This window comes from Rothia sp. HMSC064D08 (genome assembly GCF_001809525.1).
Lineage (GTDB): Bacteria > Actinomycetota > Actinomycetes > Actinomycetales > Micrococcaceae > Rothia > Rothia dentocariosa.
The window spans coordinates 113368-139872 of sequence record NZ_KV797895.1 but is presented as its reverse complement, the minus strand read 5'-3'; the positions used below and the strand labels follow the sequence as shown (position 1 = coordinate 139872).

Annotated in this window: 24 protein-coding genes; 10 read left to right on the top strand and 14 right to left on the bottom strand. The window is 53.9% G+C overall.

Features of this window, described 5'->3' with window-relative positions:
* Positions 1-19: 19 nt before the first annotated feature.
* Entirely contained in the window at positions 20-616 is a 597-nt protein-coding gene (locus HMPREF2625_RS02785) for a TetR/AcrR family transcriptional regulator (protein WP_048755359.1), read from the top strand.
* A gap of 122 nt (positions 617-738) precedes the next feature.
* Here HMPREF2625_RS02785 and HMPREF2625_RS02780 read toward each other — a convergent pair whose 3' ends face one another.
* The 3 genes from HMPREF2625_RS02780 to HMPREF2625_RS02770 all read right to left on the bottom strand — a co-directional run bounded on the left by HMPREF2625_RS02780 (position 739) and on the right by HMPREF2625_RS02770 (position 4241).
* Positions 739-1488 (bottom strand): DUF6891 domain-containing protein, encoded by a 750-nt coding sequence (locus HMPREF2625_RS02780; protein ID WP_070521540.1) that lies wholly within the window; start codon positions 1486-1488, stop codon positions 739-741.
* 180 nt (positions 1489-1668) lie between these two features.
* Positions 1669-3330, bottom strand: coding sequence for a glycerophosphodiester phosphodiesterase (locus HMPREF2625_RS02775; protein WP_070521537.1), 1662 nt, complete (start codon positions 3328-3330; stop codon positions 1669-1671).
* A 398-nt stretch (positions 3331-3728) separates the two neighbouring features.
* Positions 3729-4241 carry a PTS sugar transporter subunit IIA gene (locus HMPREF2625_RS02770; RefSeq protein ID WP_070521534.1) on the bottom strand — a complete coding sequence of 171 codons (513 nt, stop codon included), beginning with the start codon at positions 4239-4241 and terminating at the stop codon, positions 3729-3731.
* Positions 4242-4589: 348 nt separating this feature from the next.
* On the opposite strand from HMPREF2625_RS02770, the gene HMPREF2625_RS02765 reads away from it, so the two are divergent.
* Positions 4590-5192 (top strand): arsenic metallochaperone ArsD family protein, encoded by a 603-nt coding sequence (locus HMPREF2625_RS02765; protein ID WP_070521528.1) that lies wholly within the window; start codon positions 4590-4592, stop codon positions 5190-5192.
* Between the two features lie 113 nt (positions 5193-5305).
* Here the strand turns inward: HMPREF2625_RS02765 and HMPREF2625_RS02760 are convergent, their stop codons facing one another.
* From HMPREF2625_RS02760 to fbaA, 4 genes are all read right to left on the bottom strand, one after another.
* A complete protein-coding gene (locus HMPREF2625_RS02760; RefSeq protein WP_246826681.1) occupies positions 5306-6025 on the bottom strand; it encodes an alkaline shock response membrane anchor protein AmaP in 720 nt (239 codons plus the stop codon).
* Positions 6026-6040: 15 nt separating this feature from the next.
* Positions 6041-6847: a hypothetical protein gene (locus HMPREF2625_RS02755; RefSeq protein ID WP_070521521.1), complete on the bottom strand. Its 807-nt coding sequence runs from the start codon at positions 6845-6847 to the stop codon at positions 6041-6043.
* Between the two features lie 270 nt (positions 6848-7117).
* On the bottom strand, positions 7118-7897 hold the full coding sequence (locus tag HMPREF2625_RS02750; protein WP_070522561.1) for a hypothetical protein: 780 nt from the start codon (positions 7895-7897) through the stop codon (positions 7118-7120).
* A gap of 174 nt (positions 7898-8071) precedes the next feature.
* Positions 8072-9097, bottom strand: a complete 1026-nt coding sequence (gene fbaA, locus HMPREF2625_RS02745; RefSeq protein WP_041321628.1) for a class II fructose-bisphosphate aldolase — start codon at positions 9095-9097, stop codon at positions 8072-8074.
* 207 nt (positions 9098-9304) lie between these two features.
* On the opposite strand from fbaA, the gene HMPREF2625_RS02740 reads away from it, so the two are divergent.
* The 3 genes from HMPREF2625_RS02740 (at position 9305) to HMPREF2625_RS02730 (ending at position 12784) form a co-directional block, all read left to right on the top strand.
* The gene (locus HMPREF2625_RS02740) at positions 9305-9610 is read left to right on the top strand and encodes a hypothetical protein (protein WP_070521518.1); all 306 of its coding nucleotides are present in this window, start codon (positions 9305-9307) and stop codon (positions 9608-9610) included.
* Positions 9611-9982: 372 nt separating this feature from the next.
* On the top strand, positions 9983-11566 hold the full coding sequence (locus HMPREF2625_RS02735; protein ID WP_070521515.1) for an amino acid permease: 1584 nt from the start codon (positions 9983-9985) through the stop codon (positions 11564-11566).
* 177 nt (positions 11567-11743) lie between these two features.
* Positions 11744-12784: an ornithine cyclodeaminase gene (locus HMPREF2625_RS02730; protein WP_070521512.1), complete on the top strand. Its 1041-nt coding sequence runs from the start codon at positions 11744-11746 to the stop codon at positions 12782-12784.
* 104 nt (positions 12785-12888) lie between these two features.
* Here HMPREF2625_RS02730 and HMPREF2625_RS02725 read toward each other — a convergent pair whose 3' ends face one another.
* The 6 genes from HMPREF2625_RS02725 to HMPREF2625_RS02700 all read right to left on the bottom strand — a co-directional run bounded on the left by HMPREF2625_RS02725 (position 12889) and on the right by HMPREF2625_RS02700 (position 18190).
* Positions 12889-13629 (bottom strand): TrmH family RNA methyltransferase, encoded by a 741-nt coding sequence (locus HMPREF2625_RS02725; RefSeq protein WP_070521509.1) that lies wholly within the window; start codon positions 13627-13629, stop codon positions 12889-12891.
* A gap of 125 nt (positions 13630-13754) precedes the next feature.
* A complete protein-coding gene (gene pyrE, locus HMPREF2625_RS02720; RefSeq protein WP_013398063.1) occupies positions 13755-14336 on the bottom strand; it encodes an orotate phosphoribosyltransferase in 582 nt (193 codons plus the stop codon).
* Positions 14337-14487: 151 nt separating this feature from the next.
* On the bottom strand, positions 14488-15189 hold the full coding sequence (locus HMPREF2625_RS02715; RefSeq protein WP_070521506.1) for a C4-dicarboxylate ABC transporter permease: 702 nt from the start codon (positions 15187-15189) through the stop codon (positions 14488-14490).
* Positions 15190-15386: 197 nt separating this feature from the next.
* Positions 15387-16178, bottom strand: a complete 792-nt coding sequence (locus HMPREF2625_RS02710; protein WP_070521503.1) for an HAD hydrolase family protein — start codon at positions 16176-16178, stop codon at positions 15387-15389.
* Positions 16175-17680 (bottom strand): anthranilate synthase component I family protein, encoded by a 1506-nt coding sequence (locus tag HMPREF2625_RS02705; protein ID WP_070521500.1) that lies wholly within the window; start codon positions 17678-17680, stop codon positions 16175-16177. Before HMPREF2625_RS02705 ends, HMPREF2625_RS02710 begins: the two co-directional genes overlap by 4 nt.
* Before the next feature lie 177 nt (positions 17681-17857).
* Complete coding sequence (locus HMPREF2625_RS02700; protein ID WP_070521497.1) at positions 17858-18190, bottom strand: rhodanese-like domain-containing protein; 333 nt, start codon at positions 18188-18190, stop codon at positions 17858-17860.
* Positions 18191-18434: 244 nt separating this feature from the next.
* On the opposite strand from HMPREF2625_RS02700, the gene HMPREF2625_RS02695 reads away from it, so the two are divergent.
* Complete coding sequence (locus tag HMPREF2625_RS02695) at positions 18435-19889, top strand: peptide MFS transporter (protein ID WP_070521494.1); 1455 nt, start codon at positions 18435-18437, stop codon at positions 19887-19889.
* 267 nt (positions 19890-20156) lie between these two features.
* Positions 20157-21638 carry a peptide MFS transporter gene (locus HMPREF2625_RS02690; RefSeq protein ID WP_070521491.1) on the top strand — a complete coding sequence of 494 codons (1482 nt, stop codon included), beginning with the start codon at positions 20157-20159 and terminating at the stop codon, positions 21636-21638.
* Positions 21639-21957: 319 nt separating this feature from the next.
* Here the strand turns inward: HMPREF2625_RS02690 and HMPREF2625_RS02685 are convergent, their stop codons facing one another.
* Entirely contained in the window at positions 21958-22143 is a 186-nt protein-coding gene (locus tag HMPREF2625_RS02685) for a hypothetical protein (protein WP_070521488.1), read from the bottom strand.
* An 841-nt stretch (positions 22144-22984) separates the two neighbouring features.
* Here HMPREF2625_RS02685 and HMPREF2625_RS02680 point away from each other — a divergent pair.
* From HMPREF2625_RS02680 to HMPREF2625_RS02670, 3 genes are all read left to right on the top strand, one after another.
* Positions 22985-23509 carry a DUF4242 domain-containing protein gene (locus HMPREF2625_RS02680; protein WP_004005853.1) on the top strand — a complete coding sequence of 175 codons (525 nt, stop codon included), beginning with the start codon at positions 22985-22987 and terminating at the stop codon, positions 23507-23509.
* Positions 23510-23544: 35 nt separating this feature from the next.
* Positions 23545-24627 carry an acyl-CoA dehydrogenase family protein gene (locus tag HMPREF2625_RS02675; protein ID WP_070521485.1) on the top strand — a complete coding sequence of 361 codons (1083 nt, stop codon included), beginning with the start codon at positions 23545-23547 and terminating at the stop codon, positions 24625-24627.
* A gap of 158 nt (positions 24628-24785) precedes the next feature.
* Positions 24786-26120: a uracil-xanthine permease family protein gene (locus tag HMPREF2625_RS02670; protein ID WP_070521482.1), complete on the top strand. Its 1335-nt coding sequence runs from the start codon at positions 24786-24788 to the stop codon at positions 26118-26120.
* Positions 26121-26505 lie beyond the last annotated feature (385 nt).

Below are 26505 nucleotides of genomic sequence, written 5' to 3'. Positions count from 1 at the left end.
AAAGGTATAGTCTTAAGGCATGCCACGTCTGACCGAAGCCACTAAACAGGCACGTCGACGCCAAATTATCGACGCCGCCTTCACGTGTTTTACCGCCAAGGGGTACACCCATACCTCCATGACGGACATCATCAGAGAATCCGGACTTTCTTCGGGTTCCATTTACTCGCACTTCAGCGGCAAAGGCGACATTCTTTACGCCACTGTTCAACAGCGTATCGATATGATCGCCGCAGCTTACGGGGAACTCAAAGACCCCTCCCCGCGCGACATTATGCGCATGATCTTCGCCACCTCAACCGTCGAAGCGAACTTCACCTCGATGCTGCGCATCCGTCTGGAATCGTTTACCGTTCCCGAGGTGCAAGAATCCACCAACACGCTTTTTACCACTCTGCACGACATCGTTGCCCAATCGCTCATACCCTGGGGCCAGCGGTATCTTGAGGCAGAGAATAAACGCAAACCTTCTGCCGACGAACTTCAAGCCTTCGTCAACGACACAGCGGATGCGCTCATCCTCACTTTCCAGGGGTTCATGGTGCGCTCAACCCTGTCACCCTCGACCAACCGTGAGCACCTCTTCCAGATTGCACTGAGCCTGCTGCCCGAATAGCTTCTCGCGAGCACGGGTAAGAGAATACAAAAAAGCTAGGGGCGCATCCCGTATAACATACAGGATGCGCCCCTCAACTCACGCGCGACTCCCCCGGCAGACCGCACGCACGGTTTTATAGCTTACGGAATCTCATAGACCTCAACGTTATCGAGGCGCGGGCGGGTATCGTAGCTGCCGTTCCAAGTCACCTTAACGCCGTAACGTTCCAGCGTGGGGATCACGGTGTCAAGCATCAGTGCGAGTGATAGCTCCTCATGTTTGCGGGTGACGGCCGCGCGCTGCTCATCGCTGAGTTTCTTCCATGCCTCTTCATCAGAGGGGTACGCCTCAAACGAACCGAAGCCAATGTAAGTGCTCCCGCTTTCCGCCAGATTCTCGGCATCCTGCTGGTGATAGTAGATATAGCCCTTCCATCGGTCAGAGCCCTCGCGCTCCTCCCAGATGTCGGCACTGGCGCAGGTTCCACAGCACGCAAACTTACCGCGCGCAAGCACACCGTGCGCCTCCAAATCAGCGAAAGCCGCAGCCAAGTTGCCAGAATCGCCCGTAACACCCAAACGCTCGGCGAGCGCACGACGTTCCTTCACGACTTTCTGCGCGTATTGTTCAATATCGTGGTAGAAGTCGCCTTTGACCTGCGATTCGCCTAGAAATTCTTCAAGGCAGTCGTTGAGGTAATCCGCATATTCGCTGGCATCCTCGCCGGTGAGGAGCAGGAGCATAATTGCATCTTCAAAGTCTTCTCGTGCTTCTTCGGGCAATTCCCAGGAGGTGGGAACGGGTGGAGTGAGTTGCCATTTAAACCATGCGTCCCGAACTTCGGGGCTCACAGGCGTTACAGCTTTTTTATCGGTGAATGAAGTTGTCATGCCCCTAGAGTAGCACCTAGATCAGCATCGCCTTAACCCCGCCCGAATTGCTACGGAAACCTGTACCTGACGTCGAACGGCTCTTGTGCACTGACCAGCTTCTTCTTGGCGAACCCGCGGCGGCTTATCCACACAATCTTCTCGGGTGGATAAGCCGCCCGGGCAGCCTGGTTCAAAGGCTTATGCCCAAGACTCACGGGCAAGTGCGCGGGTGAGCACGAGCGGACCACCGGTTGCGTTGCCGTGGTAGCGGCCGAAATGCACGTAGGGGCCGCGGTAGGCGGCATCGTGAATCTGCGCGGAATACTGGCCGTTGATCACAAAGTAGAAGTACTTACCCTTCACCACAATTTTGCCTTCGATGCTCTCGTTGGGCTTGATAGGCTTTTTCAAGTTCATGGTGTGCAGAACTTTGCCTTCGCGAGGCGCGCCCGGCCCGCCGTCAAGACGAATCAGCTGCGCAAGATCGCCCGTCCGGTATTTACCGTGCTCGTCCCGCACCTTCGCGCCGGGGCGAAGAGCGAGCACATAGCAGCCGTCTTCGGATGCACCCCGGAATTTCCCTGCAATACCGAGCGGACCGTCGTGGCTGCGACCGAACGCCATGTACCCGTAATTCCAAGTGGTGGTGGGCAGTTTCTTGTCCCAGTGCATGGCAAATTCGAGAGTGTACTGTTCCCTATCAGTGGCAGCAGCGAGCGGCCCCAGCAGCAAGGATTCGTCATGATTCTGCTGGTGCACGATTGCCCCGCGGGTGAAGTCGGGATAATCCTGGGCATTGGCGATGCTGGAGGGCAGCATTCCGTGCTCCCGACGGCCGCTTTCAACGTTGATCGTGGCCTGTTTTTTCCACCCGCACACCCATGACGGGTCGGAGCTCATAAACCCGCGCACGCCCAGGCTCTTGTAGTGTTCGTAGGTGCTTCGGCGGTGCACCTCCCAAACAATCACGGGCTTGCCGAAACCGACAATGGCACGCACCTTATCGTCCGCCATGGATCCGTACCCGGGGCCGCGCACGGATTCAAAGTAGGGCACGCCGAGCGCATCCACGTTGTTGGATCCCGCCAGCTGACGGATTCCTTCAAGGCTGTCGTTGGCGTCGAAGTAGCACCAAGTCTGGCAGCCTGCGGCTTTCGCTTGAGCCAGATACTTTGAGTTGGGGTTGAAACCGCCGTGGCCGTCGCGGTACATCTTGATCACTACACGATGCGCCAGCCCGCGTTCTTTGATAGCTTTCAGCAGATGACCCTGTGCGCGCCAGTCTTTTGCTTCGATGAAGAGGGGAAGGCGTTTGCCGGTGGGGGCGTTGTTGATTGCATCCACAGCCTCTTCAAATGTGGGAATCTGCTCCAGCGGTGTACCTTCACCGAGGGTCTTGCGCATATTGACGTAAACGCCGCGCAGTTTTTGCAGGGTAAGATCACGTACTTTGCGATTAAGTCCGGTAACGCGCATCAGCGATTCATCATGAATGCAGACGGGAATATTATCAGCCGTGGTGCGCAAAGAAATTTCGATAGCATCGGCATTTCTTGCAGTTTGAGTATATGCGTATGCGGTATGTTCGGGATTAATATCGCCCGAACCACGATGTGCTACAAAGAATTCTTTTTGTCTAAGAAAGGTCCAAGCCGCACGTTCCGGATCAAATTCAATATCTTCATCGAGGATAGGCTGCTGTTCATCATTGACAGGCTGTTCCTTCTCGCCGGGAAGACTTCCTTGAATTCTCACCTCTGCTGCGGATGCGCCCACCACGGGCATCATAGCGGCTGCAGCGCCAAGCGTGGTGGCGCCAAGAACGGTACGTCGGTTGAGTTTCTGCGAAGAAAGGCTCATGGGTATGAACTCCCAAATACTATATGTTGCTGAGTGAATGAATAGGCGGACGCATCAAAAACATTTTCTTGACGCGTCACATAAATAGCATAACTATTTTTTACCTGTAAATCACTTTTGCTTGAGCGAGAAAATTTATCTTTGTCAAATATTTTCCCACGCCTATTTCTTCGAGACAATGTCTTTTGCCCGTTAAAAAGTTTTTGTTAAAAAATATGGTTCCACCGAAAATCGGTGAAACCATATGAGAAAGCCTCTTTCGTGAGGTCTGCGCGTCGGCAGCTGCGGTATAAGACCTCACATAAAGCGAGGCTGCGTAAAGCCGGAGCATCGTGCCACAGAGCGAGAAAACCAGTACCTTCTGCCCTGTCGAAGCATCACAAGGCTCTACGCGCCTTCTACTTCTTGGTCGCTTCCGCCACGTGATCGCCCGCGTTGACGGTGCGGCGCTCTTCGGAGTCCTTCATAATATTGAATTTGGGGGTGTTGGTAACCATCACCATCGTCTCCTTGGAGGGAATACGATCCTTAATAGCCTCCCAATCAACCTCAATAATGGGGGCACCCGCCTCAACCTTATCGCCCACCTTAGCGTGCGAGGTAAAGCCTTCGCCATTGAGATCTACAGTATCGATACCGATATGCACCAGCACCTCGCCGCCGTTATCGGTGCGCAGCATAAAGGCATGCATGGTGTCTTGAATCAAGGCGATCGTACCTGCCGCAGGGGCAACAATCAGATTCGACGTAGGGTTAACGGCGTAGCCATCCCCCATGACACCCTGCGAAAATACGGGGTCAGAAACTTCAGACAACGGAAGGTACTCCCCCGTCACTGGTGCCACATAAATATCAGCGGTTGCGGTCGATTCCGTCGGTGCCGCTGCTTTTTTCTTCCCGAAGCCAAACATAAGATCTCCTTTGATGTAGTAAACACCCGAAAGCTGTCGTTTGTGTAACGACACAGGCAAATACATGTATTTGCCCTTTAGAATACCGTACTCGTCAGGTTTTTGTTACTGTGTACACCACAGGTCGAGGGATTTTGAAAAAATATTCCCAGCCTGCATAATATGCCGAATTTCCAGAGTATATTTCATGATGCAGCCGCTCAATCAGGCGGCAGACACAGCACCAGAGCTCCGGAGGATTTCGCCGATCGCTCAGTATTTTTGTAAGCCCTCCCTGCATCAGGTAAACACGAGTACACTTAGAGCATATTGAAGGCTTGAACCCTAACGACGAGAAAGTGTTCCCGCATGAGTGAGCAAACCGAAGAACTAACCGGCACCATCCTTGAGGTTTTCATTCCGGGTCTGGGCGAGAACCCTGAGGACCCTAACGATATGGAACGAACCCTCTTTTTGAGTGCCGCGCAGGAAGCACTCGATTCGGGGGTCGATATTGAGGTTTACTCAACCGATAGTTACCCGTCAGCGTTTGAGGAATGTGAGCCCGTCGCCGAGCAAATTGCGATGAGCGGTACCGACGTTCTGCCGATTATGCTCGTCAATGGCGAGGTCAAGGTCTCGTTTATGTACCCGACCGCCGAGCAGATTACGCGCTTCTCGAAAGCCCACAAGGTCAAAAAGCCGAAGGTGAATGCGGCTGCGGCGGCATGCGGCCCGAGCGGTTCCTCAGGCTTCACTCCCATTCCCGATTTGGCACCCGGTGCTCTGCGCGAACCCGCCGGTTTCGCGGCAACCCTCGCCGGTAAAAAGCCCCAGGTGGTAGGTGGTCCCGATATTGGTAATCGCGTGAACCTCATGGGCGGCGATACCGGCGATGGCATTCCCTCTGAGGGTTCAGTCGCCACCAAATCCGGCGGATGCGGATGTGGTGGCTGCGGCTGCGGCGGCTAAAGCGCGCATTCCTGCACGAGTAGTTCCCACCCTGAATGTTTATATGCGAGTGCCCCGGACTCCTTGATAAAGAGTCTGGGGCACTCTCATATGTTTTCACAACTGGCTACCGGCTACATTAGAGGATCCGGCGGATTCTGAGTCTGTGCATACTGAGATTGTGCGGTTTGCGCTTGTGCTCCCTGAGTCCAAACCGTACTATTCGTCCGGCGGCGGGAATATTCTTGACTCACCATGACGATAAAGACGATGCAGAGAGCTACGTCTATGAAATATAGAACCCAGTAGAGGTACGCCAAGCCATTGGCGTACTGGAAGAAGTCATCCATATGGGTGATCACATCAATTAGCGTTGCTATTTCTAGAGCTTGAAGGATCAGACCAATAATATTGATGCTCAGAATAAATCCCAGCGCTTTAGACCTGAGATAGAAGATACCGGCGAGTATTTGAAGGCCATAATATGCCAGAAATGCACATGTCAACGCTAAGTGCAGAAAATCTTCTGCATCCCAATACTCGAATCCATACTTAGCCATAAACTCCACATAGTTATATAGACCCCACACGGAAATCCCCAGGCTCACCAGCATGAACGCGATACGTACCCCATACAGCCAACGGAACGGAAATTTGGGGTCTGCCGTCGTCACGGCTATGGGCGCTTCCGTTGGGTTCGCGGCACCCAGGTATGCATCCTGCCCCGGTACCGTCGAAGCCTGCTCGTCGGAAGACTGCGACGCCGCCCAGGGTTTTACCGCATCCTGCGGGTTCTGTTCGGCAGAGTTTTTTCTCGATGATTGCTCACGCATAAATTCAAAACTATCATGCATATCGTTCACATCCCACTATTTTTCTGCCTCTTCGTCACTGAGGCTGTTGTTTGAACTTTCCTTACTATCGAGGTTTGTGGTATTTAGGGGTCGGGCGGCAGGTTTAGTTTTTGCCCTCTCTGAACCCATCATTTTCACGAAAACAATGCTCACCCCAAGGTCAAAAAGAACCATAAGACACCCAAAGGGGTTATCGTATGCGACGGTAATCATGGTCATCACGAAAGAGAATACAAGACCATAGTTATTCACCTTTTCAACCCAGGGGTAATCTTTGTGCCGTATAAATTTTGCGCAGGCGCGGGTCTGTACGGCCGTAATATATACTGCATAAGGAATCATCAGAAACCCAAGAATTGCTATATGGGATAATGGCCGTTCAACCGATAACAGATTTACAGAAGTTTCTTCGCGATATGAAGTTGAATACCGCGCCATAGAGTTTATCCACGAATAAGCTATAACTACTATCGGAATATACGCCAGCGCTATACGAAGAACATAGAATATCTTGAGATTCTCAAGCCCTAGGGGTTTTGCCGCAGAGACTTCCACTGACTCGTGCGCCTTCTCCGGCGATTTTGCGGGACTTCCTGAACTTGTGGGTTTTTCCGACTTTTCGGCATCATTTTCCGGCTCTCCACTAGGGCGGATCACGAGTTCCTCATCCCCCAGCTGGCCGTAAAGTGCTGTATACGCAGGAAGTTCATGACCTGCCGAGGCACCATCGACCATACCCGACCAAGGAACCTTGCGGCTGCTTTGAGCGGCAGGTGCATCGCGAGCAGAATTATGGGGTGAAAAGTCATGGTCAGTACTCATATTTTCACCCTAGGGTTACACCCTGGATGTTCTATGAAAACCCCCTGAACATTCTCAATGAATATACTCCTTACATATTTCCTCATATTAAAAAGGCTCTTTATTCCAATAAAGTATTAGAAAATCTGCCCGACATAAGTAAGTGCGGATGCTAGAGCGCGCATTTCCACACGGGTAGCGTCCGTTCCCAAATGTTTATATGAGAGTGCCCCGGACTCCTTGAAGGCATCCGGGGCACTCATGTATTTCACAACTTGAAGAGTATAGAGACTACATTAAGGGCTGCTCCGGCGGGTTCTGAGGCTGTGCATACTGAGGCTGCGCGGTTTGCGCTTGTGTTCCCTGCGTTTGTGCTGGCACATCAGGGTTGTGCGACACAACGGTCTGCGGTACAGAAGCATGTGGAGCCGCCGCGTAAGCAGGCTGAGTCTGAGTCGTCTTCATCCTCTGGCGGCGAGAATATTCGCGAATCACAATGATGATAAAGAATATACACAGAACCAGATTAATAATGTACAGTCCCCAGTCTAAGTACGTTGAAGCTTTGGCATATTCAAAGAAAATATCCAAGCGCAGAAGATTCTCAATAAGTTTAGGTAGCGAGGGCAGCTGGACGATTAAACCTAGGATATTCACGCCCAGAATATAGCCAAGGCCTTTGGAGCGCAGGTATAGTATTGCCGCGATAATCTGCATGATTTCATAGACCGGATATCCAATAACCTGCGGTGCTTCGATAATTTCTGTGAGGGCGAGCGACACATAACCATCAAGAATCGTGGTAACAAGTTTGTAGAGAATCCGCACGCTGAGCCATAAACTCACCGCCGTGACTACGATGCGCACCCCATACAGCCAACGGAACGGGAATTTGGGGTATGCCGTCGTCACGGCTATGGGCGCTTCCGTTTGGTTCGCGGCTCCCGGGTGCGCATACTGTCTCGGTACCGTCGAAGCCTGCTCGTCGGAAGGCTGCGACACTGCCCAGGGTTTTACCGCATCCTGCGGATTCTGTTCGGCAGAGTTTTCTTTCGATGATTGCTCACTCATAAATATAAAACTATCATGCACACCGTTCACGACGGCGACTATTTTCGCCGGATTCGCCCGGCAGACCTCTCACACACATACTAAAAAGGCTCTTTGTTCCAATAAAGCGGCGAATAATACGCTTTATTGGAACAAAGAGCCTTCTGATGCCGGGACAAACCGGCTAAGAATTACCTACTTGTTCAGCGAGGTGCCTGCCGAGCCGAGCTGCTGGCAAGCCTCAACCACGCGAGCTGCCATGCCCTCTTCAGCCTTAGCGCCCCACACGCGGGGGTCGTATGCCTTCTTGTTGCCGACCTCGCCGTCAACCTTGAGCACGCCGTCATAGTTGGTGAACATGTGACCGGCGACCGGGCGGGTGAAGGCATACTGGGTATCGGTATCGATGTTCATCTTGATCACACCGTAGGAAACCGCATCCGCGATCTCCTGAGCGGTCGAACCGGAACCGCCGTGGAACACGAGCGAGAACGGCTTCTCCTTACCGTACTTAGCACCGATCTCGTCCTGAATCTGCTTGAGCAGTTCGGGGCGCAGGTGAACGTTACCGGGCTTATACACACCGTGCACGTTACCGAAGGTCAGCGCCGCAATGTAGCGACCTTTCTCGCCCAAGCCCAGAGCCTCAACGGTCTTCACCGCGTCATCAACAGTGGTGTACAGGGAGTCGTCAATAGCACCTTCAACGCCGTCTTCCTCGCCGCCGACGGCACCAATCTCAACCTCAAGCACAATCTTTGCTTTGTTGGTGCGCTCCAGAAGCTCAGCCGCAATCTTGAGGTTCTCATCAAGATCAATAGCGGAACCATCCCACATATGGGAGTTAAAGATGGGGTCTTCGCCGCGCGCCACAGCCTTTTCAGACTCTGCAAGCAGGGGAAGAACAAAACCATCCAGCTTGTCCTTGGGGCAGTGGTCAGTGTGCAGTGCGATGTTCACGTCGTACTGTTTGGCGATCTCACGAGCGTATGCCGCGAATGCCAGGGAACCAGCGACCATATCTTTCTTCGATGCTCCCGACCAGTACGCTGCGCCACCAGTGGATGCCTGAACAATACCGTCAGAACCAGCCTCAGCGAAACCGCGAAGAGCGGCGTTGAGGGTCTGCGAGGAGGTGACGTTTACTGCCGGGTAGGCGAAGCCTTTTGCTTTCGCATTCTCCAGCATCTCTGCGTAGACTTCGGGGGTTGCAATAGCCATGCTGACTCCTTGACTAGGGTTCGGGAAAACGTAAATTCCCGTGGTTTTGTTGGCGCGTCTGAACGCCATCTACAGAGACTATTTTACCAAGGGGGTTAGGGTTTTCTGTAGACTGAAAGCGTCGGTTTTTCGGCTTATTTCGGGCTTTGATGAGGCATTTTAGCCCGTATTTGAGAGTCATTGTCATCATAATGAGGGGAACGCCGAATGGGTGAAAATAACCCTAAGAACGCACGGCTGGCACGCCTGCAAGAACGCCGCGCGGCGATTCAAGCCCGCATGGATGCGCACATCATTGGAGGCGGACCCGTCGCCAAATCCCTCGCTCTCATTGAACGGATGCGCGCCGAAGGTGCCACCGATCTTGAGATAGATACCACCCTCGCCAAGAAGAAGCTCCCCTCCGTCATCGAGGTGGGGCGCAAATCTGCACTTCACGTACCCGGCTGGTGGCTGCTGACCCGCCGCAAGAAGCGCCTCGACCGAAAGATTCACGCACTGGGCGGCAGCTAAACCCACGAAAAGCGAGTGCCGTTTCCTCATATCCTGCACACCCTGCCTGTATAAATACACACATATTTTTCTGTGAGCCAGGGATAATTTTATGTTCCCTGCTATAGCAAGGAATAAACTGTGTTTATTAAATTTCAATAACAATTTTCGGAATATTCCCGGCATCACAGCAGTACGTGCATTATGCATTGACGCGCATATTATCGGGGTGTGCTCCCCGTAACATTCTTATACTTGGTCTGCTATAGTCTTAAAAAACTCCATGCGGCTTCCGGAATTTACTATATATCCGCGTGGAACAACACCGTATTGTGGCGCTCTGAGAAGGTACACCATCGTTCCCGCTGGGCGCTGCAGGTCATAAGGAAAAATATGAGTCTCGATTCACCTAAAAAACCTATGACGCGACCAGACCACGAAGATGCCTTCGCTCATGAGCAGGAAGGTCTGCACAAGGGGCTAGGCGCTCGACAACTTCAAATGATTGCGATCGGTTCCGCTATCGGTACCGGTCTATTCTTGGGGACAGGCGGGCGTCTCGAAAAGGCTGGTCCCATGCTTGCGATCATTTTCGCCGTCTGCGGGTTCTTCGGCTATCTGATCCTGCGCGCACTGGGCGAGCTGATCCTGCACCGCCCCTCCTCTGGCTCGTTCGTCTCATACACCCGCGAATTCTACGGCGAAAAAGCGGCGTTCGTCTCCGGCTGGCTGTACTGGCTCAACTGGGCCATGACGGCGGTAGCGGATGCGACCGCAATTGCTATCTATATCGCCTGGTTTGGGCGATATAACCAATTCTTTTCCGACCTGCCGCAATGGCTCACCGCCTTCATCGTGGTGATTGTGACCGTGTCCCTGAACCTGGTCTCGGTTAAGCTCTTCGGCGAGCTGGAGTTCTGGTTTGCACTCATCAAGATTCTGGCGCTGCTGACCTTCATGGCGGTTGGTATTTGGTACCTCATCTTCGGACAGCCCATCAACGGCGTGCAGCCCGGTATTCCGCTGATTATGTCGCATGAAGGGCTCTTCCCGCAGGGTATTCTCCCGGCGTTAATCGTCGTGCAGGGCGTGGTGTTCGCATATGCCGGTATCGAGCTGGTGGGCACCACCTCCGGCGAAACAAAGGACGTCAAGAAGATTATTCCGCGCGCTATCAACACCGTGGTGTGGCGCATTGCTATCTTCTACGTGGGCGCCGTAGTGCTGCTGTGCCTGCTCATGCCGTACACCGTCTACAGCGATGACGAGTCGCCCTTCGTGACCTTCTTCGACAATATTGGCGTGACCGCGAGCGCCCCGATCATGCAGCTGGTCGTGATTACCGCCGCCGCATCGTCGCTGAACGCGGGGCTGTATTCGACCGGTCGTATTCTGCATTCGATGGGTGTTGCCGGGTCTGCGCCGAAGTTCGCGACCAAAGTTTCTAAGTCGGGCGTTCCGGTGGCGGGTATTCTGCTGACCGGTGTGGTGGGGCTTTTCGGCGTGGTTCTGAATTTCGTCGTTCCCGAACAGGCGTTTGAGGTCGTGCTCAATATTGCGGCCTTCGGTACGATGGCGTCCTGGGTTGCTATTTCGCTCTCGCACCAGAAGTTCCTCAAGCTGGCTAAGGAAGGAAAGTACACACGCCCCGAGTACCGTGCTCCCGGCGGGCGCTTTGCCGACTGGTCGGTTCTGACCTTCATGGCTATTGTTATTGTGCTGATGGCGCTCGACTACCCCGTGGGCACATGGACTCTTATCTCGCTTCTTTTCGTGATTCCGCTGCTCATTATTGGTTGGTTTGTGGTGCGCGATCGCGTGAATGAGGTTGCGCGTGTTCGTGAGGGCTTCACGGGCGCTGTTCCGGTGATTGCGGCTCCTCCGATGGCGCGTAAGCTCTCGAATGAGGGCGTGTACAAGAATTACTTCACGGAACTTGCCGAACACGACGATGATTCGGATGAGGATCGGAAGTAGCTTTTTACACACATTATTTTCCGGATATTGCACACACTACGCTGAACATAATGTCGTGCATATTGTCAGCGTATTCCGGGGAATATTATATACATCACAGTAATAATCTATACATTTGACCGCTGATATACTGGTCCAGTATTTCATGTCAGCCTCTCACGACTAAGGAGATTTATCGTGACCGACCACAGGGTTGAATTTGTTGATGTTGCATCCATGGCACAGTGGATTCAGCGTGACGGCGTTGGGAATATTATTGCCGGTATGGTGAATTTCTTGGAAGAAGATTTCAAGAAATGGCAGAGCTTCGATAAGATTCCGCGCGTAGCATCCCACACCCCCTTCGGCGTGATTGAGTTAATGCCGACCTCAGATAACATCATCTATTCCTTCAAGTACGTGAACGGGCACCCCTCAAACCCTGCACGCGGGTACCAGACCGTAACCGCGTTCGGTCTACTGGCTGATGTGGATAACGGCTACCCCGTCTTCCTCGCGGAGATGACCCTGCTGACCGCCCTTCGTACCGCCGCTGTTTCTGCCATGGTGGCTAAGCATCTGGCACGCAAGGATTCGCGGAAGATAGCGATGATCGGCGCCGGTTCACAGTCCGAGTTCCAGGCCCTTGGGATGCGCGCCGTCCTCGGCATCGAAGACCTTGTGGTATACGATGTTGATCCCGCCGCTATCGAGAAGTTCCGCCGTAATCTAGAGCCTCTGGGGTTCAGGATTCATGCCGCATCCAGCGTGGACGAGGCCGTTGCAGACGCCGATATTATTACCCCCTGCCCCGCCGATAAACAGCAGGCAAAGGTGCTTCTAAATTCGCAGGTGAAACCCGGTGTGCATCTGAATGCTATTGGAGGTGATTGCCCCGGCAAGACCGAGCTGGAAAGCGAGATTTTGGATCGTTCGACCGTGTTCGTGGAGTTCCCGCCGCAGACCCGCATCGAGGGTGAGATTCAGCAGAAGGACCCGGACTTCCCCGTGGTGGAGTTCTGGAAGGTTCTGACCGGCGAGGAGCCCGGGCGCGTCTCGGATGAGCAGATTACTCTCTTCGATTCGGTGGGCTTTGCGATCGCCGACTTCTCGGCACTGCGCTATGCACGCGAGGCAACCCGGGGTACCGATCTGCAGCAGTTCATTGACTTGGTGGCGAACCCGGACGATCCGAAGGATCTTTTCTCGCTCGTGAACGTGAACGTTCCGGTGGGCTAGGGTCCACTCCCCCATAGACACCGCGAGCAGGTGGTTTTTGGTCCGAGCAGGTAGGATTTTCCTACCTTTTCAGCAAAATCCTACCTGCTCGCGGTGTATTTGCTTTAAGGTTTCTGTCCGAAAACATGGCGGCGTACCCAGGCGTGCATCGCGATCCCGGCGGCGGTTGCCGCGTTCATCGACCGGGTTGAACCGAATTGTTCGATCGAGAGTGTATCGCGCGCGGCGGCGTGAATTTCCTCCGACAACCCTGGGCCTTCCTGCCCAAAGACCAGCACGCAATTCTTCGGCAGATCATAGGTTTCAAGCGGCACTGAATCCGGAAAAATATCGATGCCGATAATGTCCAGCCCCTCGCCCTGCGCCCACGCCACAAAGTCCTCAATCGTGGGGTGATGCCGCACATGCTGGTACCGGTCGGTCACCATCGCACCACGACGGTTCCAGCGTTTCTTACCAATAATATGCACTTCCTTCGCCAAAAAGGCGTTCGCGGTGCGCACCACGGTACCGATATTCAGATCGTGCTGCCAGTTCTCGATCGCGACGTGAAAATCGTGGCGGCGCGTATCAAGGTCGGCGATAATCGCCTCCATGCTCCAGTAACGGTATTTATCCACCACATTGCGGCGGTCGCCCTCACGCAGAAGCTGTTCATCCCAATGCTCGCCCTCGGGCCACTCGCCCTCCCAAGGACCGACGCCAACCTCAAACCGGGGCGTTCCGAAAGCCTCGCTTTCGGGGTACTCCTGCGGTGTATTCTGCGGTTCTGCAGGCTCGTTCACGCGGGAATCCTGCCCGGAATCTGAGGGGTCAAGGGGGGTCTGATGGCTTGGGGAACTCATGGTTTCTTTCTGATGGCGCGTACATATAGTGCCGGATGCGCGGCGAAGGATTCGGGGGGGGGCATGCGGTGCGGCAATGCCCGCACGCCGCTAACTACCGGCACGCGCGGGCACCTATAAAGCCCCTAGTCGAGCCCTAAATCATCCTTGGAGTAGGCGTAGAAGCAGGGAACCCCGGCAACCTCCTCGATATGTTCTTTCGCCCCGGTTGCACGGTCTACGATGACGGCGACGGCGACGACCTCGGCGCCCGCTGTGCGCAGCGCATCCACGGCGGTTAACGCAGACCCTCCGGTGGTGGAAGTATCTTCAACGGCGACCACGCGGCGACCCTCAACGCTAGGCCCCTCAACCTGGCGACCCATGCCGTAGGACTTTTGCGCCTTACGCACCACAAACGAATCGATAGCGCGGTCCTGATCGCCCGCCGCGCGCATAATTGCGGAGCCAACGGGGTCGGCGCCCATCGTTAGACCACCGGCGGCCTCAAACTCGATGCCGTTGCGATCGAGCAGATCGAGCATCACCTGACCGACCAGGCGCGACGCTTCGTGATGCAGGGTGATACGGCGCAAGTCGACGTAGTAGTCGGCTTCTTTCCCGGAGGCGAGAGTCACTTTACCGCGCACCACGGCAAGCTCGGAGATGAGCTGGCGCAGACGTTCGCGGGCTTCTTCAATAGGCAGGGTTTCGGAAAGTTTAGTCATGTTTCAAGTTTAGCGGGTTACCCCGGGCACGGGCTGGCGGTGGGCGTCCAGGGCTATGCTTTAGGGGTGCGTCCCGGCTCTCTGCCGTGTAAAAAAGGCTCTTTATTCACATAAAGAGCCTTTTTAGCACCTACTACCCTAAATATGCAGGTTAGTTCTGGTACGGCTGAACGGGCTGCGCCTGTACGACTGTGGGCTGAGCCATCGGATTCTGTGCCAGACGGTACGCCTTGGAATCACGCATAAACCTGTTGGTCCCGGGCAGCCACAAGAAAACAATCAGGGCAACGTTAGCAATAAACAATACCACGTAGATCACAATGAGTGTGGAAAGGGAAGACGTAAAACCGGGCGCGAGCGATGACCTCTCTTCATTCATACCGCTCAAAGCCGCCGATGTGATAAACGTGTGCAAAACAATACCGGCAAGGGCCAAAACAGCAATAACGGTCATGACGATACGCGACCAGTTGTATCCTCGGTAGATGAAAACACCGAACAGGATGTACAGAATAATGCTGAGGAACAGCGGAAGAGAAATAAAGGACACAAACGATTCTAGAGTATTGTAGTTTCTGAGTGACTGCCCGCCATTCATCGCAGCCACAGTCTGCAAAGAGCTCATGGCAGACCTCATGGTACCGAACTCAACGAGGCGTAAGAGCGCGCACGCCAGACTGACTATAAAAGCGGTCATAGCCAACGCCGTAATTTTGGGGCGAGTGGCTGGTATTGAAGCTGCAGCGGCGTAAGCTGTCGGTGCGGGCTGCATCATAGGCTGCTGAGAAGAAGTTTGCTGAACAGACGGGGAATTCTGCGGTTTTTCTTGACCGGACGTAATGTTTTCACTCATCGGTGATGCTCCTTCAAATATTGTGTGCGGAAAGATGGTTTTGTGAAACCACCTCTAGAGCATAGCCGAAATTATATGAAATAGGGGTATTCTGCGATGATTCGTCGGATTTCAGACTGCACCGAACATGCCGCATCAAAAGAGCCTTGATAGTGAATAAAGCGTTAAAACCCGCTTTATATAAATAAAGAGCCTTTTTACAAGGCGGACGAGGAGGCGAGTGCGCGGATGGCGGCGGCGACCGCATCCGGGTGCGGATCCACCGTCAGATCTGCGAGCGGCAGCAGGGCCTCATGCGAGCCCACCGCAACCGCATACTGCGCGCCCTCAAGCAGCCCTACATCGTTCATATCATTGCCGAACGCGATATAAGGGGCGGGTTTCTCGCCCGGACGCACGCCAAGCGCCTGCGGGAGAGCCGAAACTTTATGCACGCCCCCGGGTGCCAGGTCAATACTCGTGGTGGCATCCTGATGCTTAGTCACATGCAGGTTTAGGCTCGCAATAGTCTCTTCAAGCTCGGCGTAAAGATGCGGATTATTGATGTCAAGCAGAATTATTTTGACCGGATTCTCCAGGTCTTTCAAGGAAACTAGGCGGTCCGTTCCCTCAGGGTTTAGCCGTTCCACAAGCACATGCGCATCGGGCAAATCAAAGGCGTAAGAATCCAGGGAGTCCACGATATAGTGCAGCCCGTGACGTTCGATAAGATCCCGAATTTTCGCATAACTATGCGCATCTAGGTGTTCCCACGCACGCAGCTGCCCGTCCCGGTACAGCAGCGAACCGTTCGCGCCGATCAGCGCCAGCCCGCTATGCGTGCGCACACCATCAGAGAGCATGGGCAGAATATCTCGCACCGGTCGGGCGGAGGCAAAAACCACGTGGTGTCCCGCCCGCAGCAGCGCATAAATTTCGCGCTCAATGGCGGGCTCGATCACCATGCCGTTAAAGCTGGTGGTGCCGTCGATATCGAAGACAAAATTCATGATACCCCTGAGTTTTCTTGGTCGGTCGCGGCGACGCTCTGCTTACTCACACCCTTTTCAACAATACGCCCCACACTCGGTGGAAGCGCCGCGCGTAGTTTCGTCAGCATCTCTTCGTACTCGGCGTTCGGGTCTGAATCGGCGACAATCGCGCCGCCGGCGGCGAGGGTTATAAGCCCGTTATCGTGCGCGACCAAGGTGCGTATGACAATAGAGAGATTGGCACCGCCATCCGCCGAGAAAAATCCGAGAGCACCCGAGTATACGCCGCGGGGGCGCGCCTCCAGATCCTCAATAATATTCATTGTTGAGGGCTTAGGCGCGCCGGTCATAGATCCGCCAGGGAAGCACGCCGCGCTGGCATGCACCGCGGAAATTTCGGGTTTAAGACGCGCGGTGACGGTCGAAACAAGCTGATGCACCGTTGCATAACTTTCCACACCCATGAGTACAGGAACCTGAACGCTCGCGGGGTCACTCACCGTCGAGAGGTCGTTGCGCAAAAGATCGACGATCATCAGGTTCTCGGCGCGGGTTTTCGCATCGTGCTGCAGCCAGTGAGCCGCAGCGGCGTCATCCTGAGGATTCGCACCGCGCGGGCACGTCCCTTTAATCGGCTTCGTTTCGGCGTTTCCGTGCGTATCGACCATCAGAAAACGCTCGGGAGACGATGAAAGTACCGAGAAATCGCCACACCGCAAATAGGCGGCATAGGGCGCGGGATTATGCCTGCGCTGAGTGCGGTACAGCTCAAAAAGCTGATCTGGCGTGAGAGGATGTTCTACCCGCGCGGTACTTTCGGCACTCAAGCAGACCTCATAACTATTCCCCTCATAAATATGCCATTGTGCACGTTCAATATCTGCGCAATAGCTTTCACAATCCGGGGCGTCAAAAAGCAGATGCTCCACGTGCTGGGTTAACGGTTTATCACAGCTAAGCGCCTTATCGATTGGCGCCTCGTCGCACAAAGAATCTTCCCGCGCCAATTCGCGCAAAAGCGGCTCAATGTTCTCAAGCCAGGGTTTATCGCCCAGCAGCCACGCGCGGCGGGTTTCATGTTCATAGGTCAGGTACCGCACGGCGGGCATCCAGAGAGAATCCGGGGTTTGCGCCGTGTGCCGGGGTGTGTATCCGATGCGCCCGGGGTGCAGGGCGGCGCGCGCCTCGTACCCGAAATAGCCCACGTAACCACCGCGCAAGCCTTCGGGCAGCTCGGCGATATTATCGGGTTTAGGCACGCTGGCAAGCGCGGTATCGAGGGCATCCCAAGGTGTAGGGTTTGTTGCCTCGCGTGCGTTTTCGATGCGCAACACAGCCGCCCAATGCGGGACGACACCCACATACGAGACGCGAGACATAGGCGATTCTTCTCGTGCAGAATCAAGCCAATAGGCGTACCGAGCACCCGCAGCGATCACGGGGTATGCAGCCTCGGGCGTTATCTCAAAGTCGAGGGCACGCACATGCAGCGTTGGGTATTGATCGGGCTGAAGAATCACGTTTCCTATTGTAGAGTGCGTTGCCGTCGGTCTTGAGCGGCGTGGCTTCGACCCAAATACAAAGGATACGGCACCGGCAGCCATTTCGGGGGCTGGGGTGCCGCATCCTTATATACTATTTTGGCTATATATACTAGTCAAAATGTATATATTCCAAAATTTTAAGGTATAGATTCATTAGTGAACGACGGCAAGTTCCTGCCCGTTTTCGCTTTCCATGGGCAGCTTTGCGGTGAACCAAGCACTTGTTCCGCCAGCAATATTTTTCGCCTGGTATCCGTTCTGGCGCAGGTATTCAGCCGCACGGTTTGAACGCCCGCCACCGTGGCAGATCACATAGAATTCTTCATCTTTGCTGGGCAGCTCTGAAAGTCGTTCGGTTAGCGTTCCTAGGGTAATGTGCTGGGCACCAGCAACGTGACCGCCTTCCCATTCGTAGTCTTCGCGCACATCAATAATCTTGGCACCGGCAGGAACATCGGCAGGGGTTACCTGGGGTACGTTATTCATGGAATTCTCCTCTATAGTTTCGTGAGATACATCTTCAACTCTACAAATTTTGAGGTCATAAGGCACGCGCGCGTGCACGCAATACACCCCAGCCCCACCATTCGATATGAGATTTCATGCAGAGTAAATACGGAATTTATGCCTAATTTCTGCACGGGCTTCTGTATACATATACACTTCACAGGTATACACTGAGGAAATATAACCTAGAACACTTCCGGTCTGTGTATTCTTGGGAGGCTTTATGGTAGCCACACAACCAGCGGCGCAGAAGCCGCGAACATTCTTTGGGCACCCACCGATGCTCGCCAATCTTTTCACCGTGGAAATGTGGGAACGGTTCTCATTCTACGGCATGCAGGTTCTTGCCCTCTATTACCTGTACTACTCTATCGAAGACGGCGGATTAGGGATACCAAAAGAAGCAGCCACTGGCGCTATGGGAGCGTATGGTGCAACCGTTTACCTCATGGCGATCCTCGGCGGTATTTTGGGTGACCGCGTCCTAGGGCCCGAACGTACCCTCTTTTATTCCGCTATCGGCATTATGGCGGGGCACATTGTTCTTGCGGTCATGCCCGGTGCCGCTGGTGTGATCACCGGTCTTCTTCTGGTCGCGATCGGTTCGGGCTGTCTCAAAAGCAGCGCCTCGGTTCTGGTCGGTTCGCTCTACAGCAAAGACGATCCCAAACGCGAAGCGGGGTTCACGCTTTTCTATATTGGCATCAACATCGGCGCGCTTTTAGGCCCGGCGCTGACCGGCTGGGGATGGGGTTGGATAGGCTTCCACTTCGGCTTCGGAATCGCGGCTATAGGCATGGCGGCCGGACTCATTCAGTATGCGCTCACCCGCAAGAACCTGCCCGAATCGGTGCATGAAGTAACCGTTCCGTTCACCCCACGTCAGAACATCATTTTAGCCGGTGTTCTGGCGGGTGTAGCTCTCATAACATTCCTGCTGGTCATGATGGGCTGGATGACTACAGGCAACCTCGCCACGTGGGTGGTAAGCGCGGTCGGCATCGGGGCCATAGCTCTTTTCATACAGTTGCTCACCGCAAAGAACGTGACCAGCAACGAACGCTCGCGGGTATGGGCGTTCATTCCCCTTTGGATTGCCAATGCTATTTTCTGGGCACTTTACCAGCAGCAGTTCACGGTCATTCCCATCTATTCTGAGGAACGGCTCGATTGGCATATTTTGGGAATGGATCTTCCTCCGACCCTCGTCAATTCCCTTGCCCCTATTTTCGTGATTCTTCTGGGGTCGGGGTTCGCCGCCATGTGGACGAAATTGGGCGATCGGCAGCCGCGCACAACCACCAAATTCTCGCTCGCGCTCGTGATTATCGGCCCAGCATACTGGGTTTTCCTCACGCAGGTGGGTGTCTCTCGTGTGGCGGTCTACTGGATGGTTATCATCATGTTCATCTTCACTGTTGCCGAGCTTACGATTTCACCCACGGGCATGGCGCTGACCACTAGGCTCGCGCCCGAAGCCTATAAGGTGAACATGATGGCGCTTTACTGGACCTCGCTGGCGATGGGTACCGCATTCGCGGGCTGGTGCGCACAGTTCTACAGCCAAGACACTGAGGTTTCCTACTTTATGTGGGTGGGTGCCGTCTCGGTTATTGCTGGTATCGTCCTCTTCCTCTGCCGTGCGCCCATCCAGAAACTTATGCGCGATGTGAAGTAGCGGGTCTGCTCCGACCTCTTATAAACAAACACGTGCCTTGGTGTGAATAAAATTGTTGGTTTTATTTTTATTCACATCAAGGTACTTTTTATGTCGGCGACACACGCCCAGTGTGAGGGTTTTCCCACGATATTTCATACAGCATCTCTCACTATTTTTGTTTAACTCTGGAAAATTTTTTGTATACCTATACATTAATATGGGTATATACTAGGGAGAATATAATCCAGAACACTCAGATTACAGTTTGGTCCCTAGGAGAAATATATGTCAGCCATAACGCCCGCCCCGGAAGTGAAGCCTTCCACCGGCGGCTCTTTCTTTGGGCATCCAAAGATGCTTGCAAACCTCTTCACCGTAGAAATGTGGGAAAGATTTTCGTTCTACGGCATGCAGGTTCTCATGCTCTATTACCTGTACTACGGCATTACCGAAGGCGGTTTGGGTTTAGATAAATCGGCGGCAACCGGCGTTATTGGCGCATACGGCGCGATTGTGTACCTCATGGCGATTCTTGGCGGCATCTTTGGTGACCGCATTCTAGGCCCCGAGCGTGCTCTGTTCTACTCCGCCATCGGTATTATGGCGGGTCATATAGCTCTCGCATTCGTACCGGGAGTTCCCGGTGTGGTAATTGGTCTGCTCCTTGTTGCTATTGGTTCGGGCGGGCTCAAGAGTAACGCCTCGGTTCTGGTCGGTTCGCTCTACACCAAAGAAGACACCAAACGCGATGCCGGATTTACCATTTTCTACATCGGTGTAAATATTGGTGCGCTCTTGGGCCCAGCACTGACCGGATGGGGATGGGAAGCTTTCAAGGGCACAACGTTTGGGTTCCACATTGGCTTCGGACTTGCGGCGCTCGGCATGGCGGCAGGACTCATTCAGTATGCGCTCACCCGCAAGAACCTGCCCAAATCGGTGCACGAAGTCGCCCTGCCGTTTACCGCACGCCAGAAGGGTATTTTTGCCGGGATTCTCGCGATTTTCGCCGCGTTAGTAGCGATAATGGTGGTGCTGGGGATCATGACCCCAACCAACCTCAAAGACTGGGTTCTGGCTGCTATTACCGTTGGGGCCATCGGGCTTTTCATCCAACTGCTCACCGCCAAGAACGTAACCAGCGACGAACGCTCGCGGGTATGGGCCTTCATTCCCCTCTGGATTGCCAACGCCGTGTTTTGGGGCCTATACCAACAGCAATTCACCGTCATGGCCGTCTACTCGGATGAACGGTTGAACTGGAATATCTTAGGCATACAATTCCCGCCAACCCTGGTTAACTCCATTAACCCCATCTTCATTATTATTCTGGGCGTAGGATTTGCCACGATGTGGACGAAACTGGGCGAAAAACAGCCTTTCACAACCACTAAGTTCTCAATCGCTCTTGTGGTGATCGGCCTTGCGTTCTGGATCTTCCTCGCCCAGGCGGGTGTGCAGAGCGTAAATGTCGGCTGGATTGTACTGATCCTCTTCGTATGCACTATCGCCGAACTTACAATCTCGCCCGTGGGCACCTCGCTCACGACCAAGCTCGCGCCCGAAGCCTATAAGGTGAACATGATGGCACTCTACTGGACGTCCGTTGCGATGGGAACTGTGCTTTCCGGATGGTTTGCCCAGTTCTACAGTTTCGAGACCGAAGTTCCGTACTTCAGCTGGATGGGCGTGCTCTCCATCGTGACCGGCATCGCGCTGTTCCTGTGGCGCAGACCTGTGCAAAAACTCATGCGTGGGGTGAAGTAGTGAGGCCTATTTTCAAAATATATATCACATTCAACAACACGTCTACTTAATAGAATAGTTTTCTAAAGAAATTTCATACGTTGATATTTTAGAAAGGGTTGCTTTTGTCTCTCCGAATACCAGGAGACAAAAGCAACCCTAATTACATCCCTGTAAACCAGTAAAAACTCTACATATTTCAGAAAGCGATACACAACCCACATCAGATTATGTAAACAAGAATCGTCTTTCCGTTATACAACCGGTACTCTTACATAAACGATTTCAAAAATACCTAAACATTAAGAGTTGTATACTGTTGATTAGGAAATGTTCTACTTTAGAGAGAGCATGTGCGTGGACCATACAGCCAATTTGCAAGAGCACAACCAAGCTGTGCAGCCTTCGACCCATCCTTCAGGGGTTCTGCTGAATCGTACTTGGCATGTGCTGGCGCACCACCAAAAAGACTCAAAGCCATAGCCAGAGCCGTTGCGCCAGTCCCAACCTTGGCAAACTTACTCATTTCGAATCAGCTCCTTTGTGAATTTAATACACTAGAATTGCGCCACCTAGAAAATAAAGATGACACTACCACGCTAAATAATTCTAAAATCAATGTCAAGACTAAAGAATGTTTCCTACACTCATAGGTTTATATATTCACCAACACCATAGGCTAGACATCTGATATTTTTTAAAATTCATCGAACCACAAGCTGCTGCAATAATAAAATATATACACTGCAAACTCTAGACACCCATGCTCGAACTAAAGTATTTAAATAAACAGTTATAGAATATTTTCTATTTCTGATTATAATTAAAATTAGATAAAGGTACTCTGAACTAGATGCACCGCCCGGCACGCGCCGCGAATGCGTCGCCAAAATTTGGGGAAGTTACGGGCAATTAATGAGAATTTGGAGCTCTTATTTCTCGCTAGGGCAAGCTACTGCACGCTATTCAGCCAGCAGGGGCATAAGGGCAAAATAAGCCCCTCGTCAGCAGATCTGACAAAACACGTATTTTCACTAGTCAGATAGTAAATAGAGGCATTCTACGCTACTAAAAGTCAGGTGTTTACGCTACCAAAAGTCAGGTTTTGCTCGCTGCGCATCCTAACCGTCAGCAACTAAAACCCACCCCGAACATTAGACGCCGTATAAATATTCCCGTCACCGCTGTAACATGACGTTTTGTGTCTCCGCATTACTTCATGTGACGGGTGAAGGGTTCTTAAATCTTCGTTTTAGGACTCATAGCGAAAAACATTATGCGCCGCGCCCGCGACCGGTTTAGGGTATATGCCAGACCCGCCGCACAGGCAGGTAAAAGACAACGTTCTATCTAAGGAGAAAACAGACATGGCACTGTACCTGATCGAGTTGACCCCAGCAACCGCATCCAAGGACGAGGCAACCGCACTCATCGAAACCGTTTCCAACTCCCTGAGCGAGGGTGCGGAGCTCATCGAAACCCAGGTTTCCGCCGATCACAAGCTGATCTTCGCCATCATCGAATCTGAAAACACCGCGTTCGCACCCGCCCTCACTGCGGCTATTGGCGAGCGCGCATCCGTGGTTGGCCCCGACGAGGTTCGCTTGGTGGGCGCAGAACTCGACGACATTAAGAAGCTCAAGAAAGATGCAGACTACCTGGTCGAGTGGGATATTCCCGCCGAAATCACAATGGAGCAGTACCTGACTCGCAAGAAGGCGAACGCACCCAAGTATGCCGAGGTGCCCGAGGTTTCCTTCCTGCGCACCTACGTGCGCGAGGATACCGCCAAGTGCCTGTGCTTCTATGACGCGCCCGATGAGGATGCGGTACTTCGCGCCCGCAAAGCCGTGAGCACCCCCATCGACCGTCTCTTCAAGCTACACGCATAAGCACATCTGCACATTGCATCAAGGAGCTCTCTACCATGTCTGAATTCACTCTTGAACCTCTTGAGGATTATCCTCAGCGCGAGCGCGTGCTTGCGCTTGCCGCCGAACACGCAGATGCCGTTGATGCCGGTGAGCGTTCCCCGTTTGAGAATCTGCGCGAGATTGCGAAGAATGGTCTGCTGACTCTGGGGCGTACCGGGTCTTTGCTTCCGCAGGTTTCGGTTGCTTTTGACCTTGCCTCGCAGGATGCGACAACCGGGTTCTCGCTGTGGGCGCATCGTTCTACGATTGCGTTCTTTGATGCGGTGAACCGTGAGCTGCCCGAGGGTTTGGCTGAGGCCACGACGAGCGGTACGAGCGCGATGGCGGCGGCGTATAAGGAGGCTTCGGGGCTTGCGCCGATCAAGGTTTTGGGCACTTTGGTAGAGGGTGGTGTGAAGCTCAACGGCACGGTGTCGTGGGCTTCTAACCTGTACCCGGGCGGCGTGATTGTGCTGCCGGTAGCGGTGCAGAATGCGCAGGAGGGGCATCCGAACCGGTATATTGTGACGGTTCGCCAGGATGCTCCGGGGTTGAAGGTTGCGTATCACCGTAACCTGCTGGCGCTCAACGGAACCGAGTCTGGCACGATCATTTTTGAGGATGTTTTTGTGCCGACCGAGGATATTCTGACCGATAATTTTGAGGGCTTCCTCAATGATGTGACCGCGCCGTTCTTGCTGGTGCAGTCAGCATTCTGCTTGGGTCTTGCCGCCGGTGCGCTGGTGGAGGCTTCGAAGCATCTTGAGGCTTCGCAGGGTATTTTCAGTTCTGAGTTCCCTCTGATTGTGGGCGAGTACGAGAGTTTGCGCGATGAGCTGGTGCGTTTAGCGCGTGAGCCGCAGCGTGCCGAGCGTCGCGATTTGTTGAGCTTGCGCCTTGGTGTTTCGCATCTGGCGACGATTGCTACGCATTTTGAGCTGCAGGTTGTTGGAGGCGCCGGTTACGTTGCTTCCTCGCCGACTGCGCGGCGTTTGCGTGAGGCTTCGTTCCTGCCGGTGCAGTCGCCGACTGAGGGGCATCTGCGTTTCGAGCTCTCGAAGTACGACCACTTAGAGGATTTGCAGGCGGCGCTGTAGCGGCCCCTCCTCTGCTAAATAGGCTCTTGGTGTGAATAAAGCGGTGGAAAATCCGTTTTATTTCACATCAAGAGCCTTTTTACAATGCGCGTGCAGGAGCCAACAGGTGTAGAATTACTGGGAATTTTGTCCTCACTTTCACCTGGAGATCGCATCCCATGAGCACACAGAAATCCGGTTTCGGCTGGCGTCTGCACGGCGACGGCAGAAGTATTAAACCTGGCTCGGTCGTGGCGCCGAGCGAACGCCTCGCTTGGCCTATTACGATCGGCATCGGCGCCCAGCATGTGGTGGCAATGTTCGGCGCAACCTTCCTCGTGCCGCTGCTGACCGGGTTTCCGCCCGCAACCACGCTGTTCTTCTCGGGTCTGGGCACCGTCTTGTTCCTGCTGATCACACGCGGGCGTGTGCCTTCTTACCTGGGCTCTTCCTTCGCGTTTATCGCACCCCTGGCGGCGGCAACAAACCAGCACGGCCCGGCGGGTGCACTCGGCGGCATCGTCATGGCGGGTCTGTCGCTCTTCCTGGTGGGCGTTATTGTGCAGTTTGCAGGTACCGGCTGGCTGACGAAACTCATGCCACCCGTGGTAACCGGCGCGATCGTGGCGCTCATCGGCTTCAACCTGGCACCGAGTGCGAAAGCAAACTTCATGAAGGCGCCCATCACCGCGCTCGTAACCCTTATCTCGATTATCCTGATTTCGGTGCTGTTCAAGGGTATTATTGGTCGCCTCTCGATTCTGTTGGGCGTGATTATCGGGTATGTGACTGCGGTTGTGCGCGGCGAGGTAGATTTCTCGACTATCGAGAAGACCGTGCAGCAACAGGGCATTATCGGACTGCCGCATTTTCAGAACCCCGAGTTCCACTGGGAGCTTGCCGGGCTGTTTATTCCCGTGATTCTGGTGCTGGTTGCCGAGAACATTGGGCATGTGAAGTCGGTGGCGCTCATGACGGGCGAGAACTTAGATGAGTACTCGGGTCGCGCGCTCATGGCGGACGGTTTAGCGACCACCGTCGCCGGTTTTGGCGGCGGTTCCGGTACGACCACCTACGCCGAGAATATTGGTGTTATGGCGGCGACCAAGGTGTATTCGACGGCGGCGTACTGGGTGGCTGCGATTTTCGCGATCGCTCTCTCGCTTTTCCCGGCGTTTGGCGCGGCGATTGCGACCGTTCCGGCGGGTGTTCTTGGAGGTGCCGCAACCGTGCTGTACGGCATGATCGGGATGCTCGGCGTGCGCATTTGGAGCGAGAACCGCGTGGATTTCTCAAACCAGATTAACCTGACGACCGCCGCTGTTGCGCTAATTGTGGGCATCGCGGATTACACCTGGGAGTTCTCGGGCTTGTCGTTCGCGGGTATTGCGCTCGGCACGGCGGCAACTCTGATCGTGTTCCACCTGATGACGTTTATCGCCAAACGTACCAAGGCGGCGGGCGATCCGCTGGACCCCTTCACCGACAGGGACCACGACGAGCTGGGGCACTAACTGCTGGGCTTGCCCACAATCCCTTGAGTTCCGGGAGCATTTTCTTCATTCGGGAGCGGCTTAAGTGCTCCCGAATGAAGAAAACGCTCCCGCTTTTGTCCCATCAAGAAATATCAGTAGTTTGCCCTCCGGTTAGCAGCGTCCTCATGAGCATGAGCCACAACGAGCTTGAAGTTCTCTTCGGAGTCCTTCATGTACTCAACTGCGGGGCGATCATCGTAGAATTTCGACGGACGAGCGAGCCAAAAAAGCAACTTCCCACTCAGTCAGTTTTCCGTCTAATAGGGTTTTAATAACCTGCCGAACCTGCGGATCCACTGCCCCGTCTTTGAACTGAAAAACCGGATATCCGTTACGTCCCGCCTTGTTTTTGAGGCGCAGAATA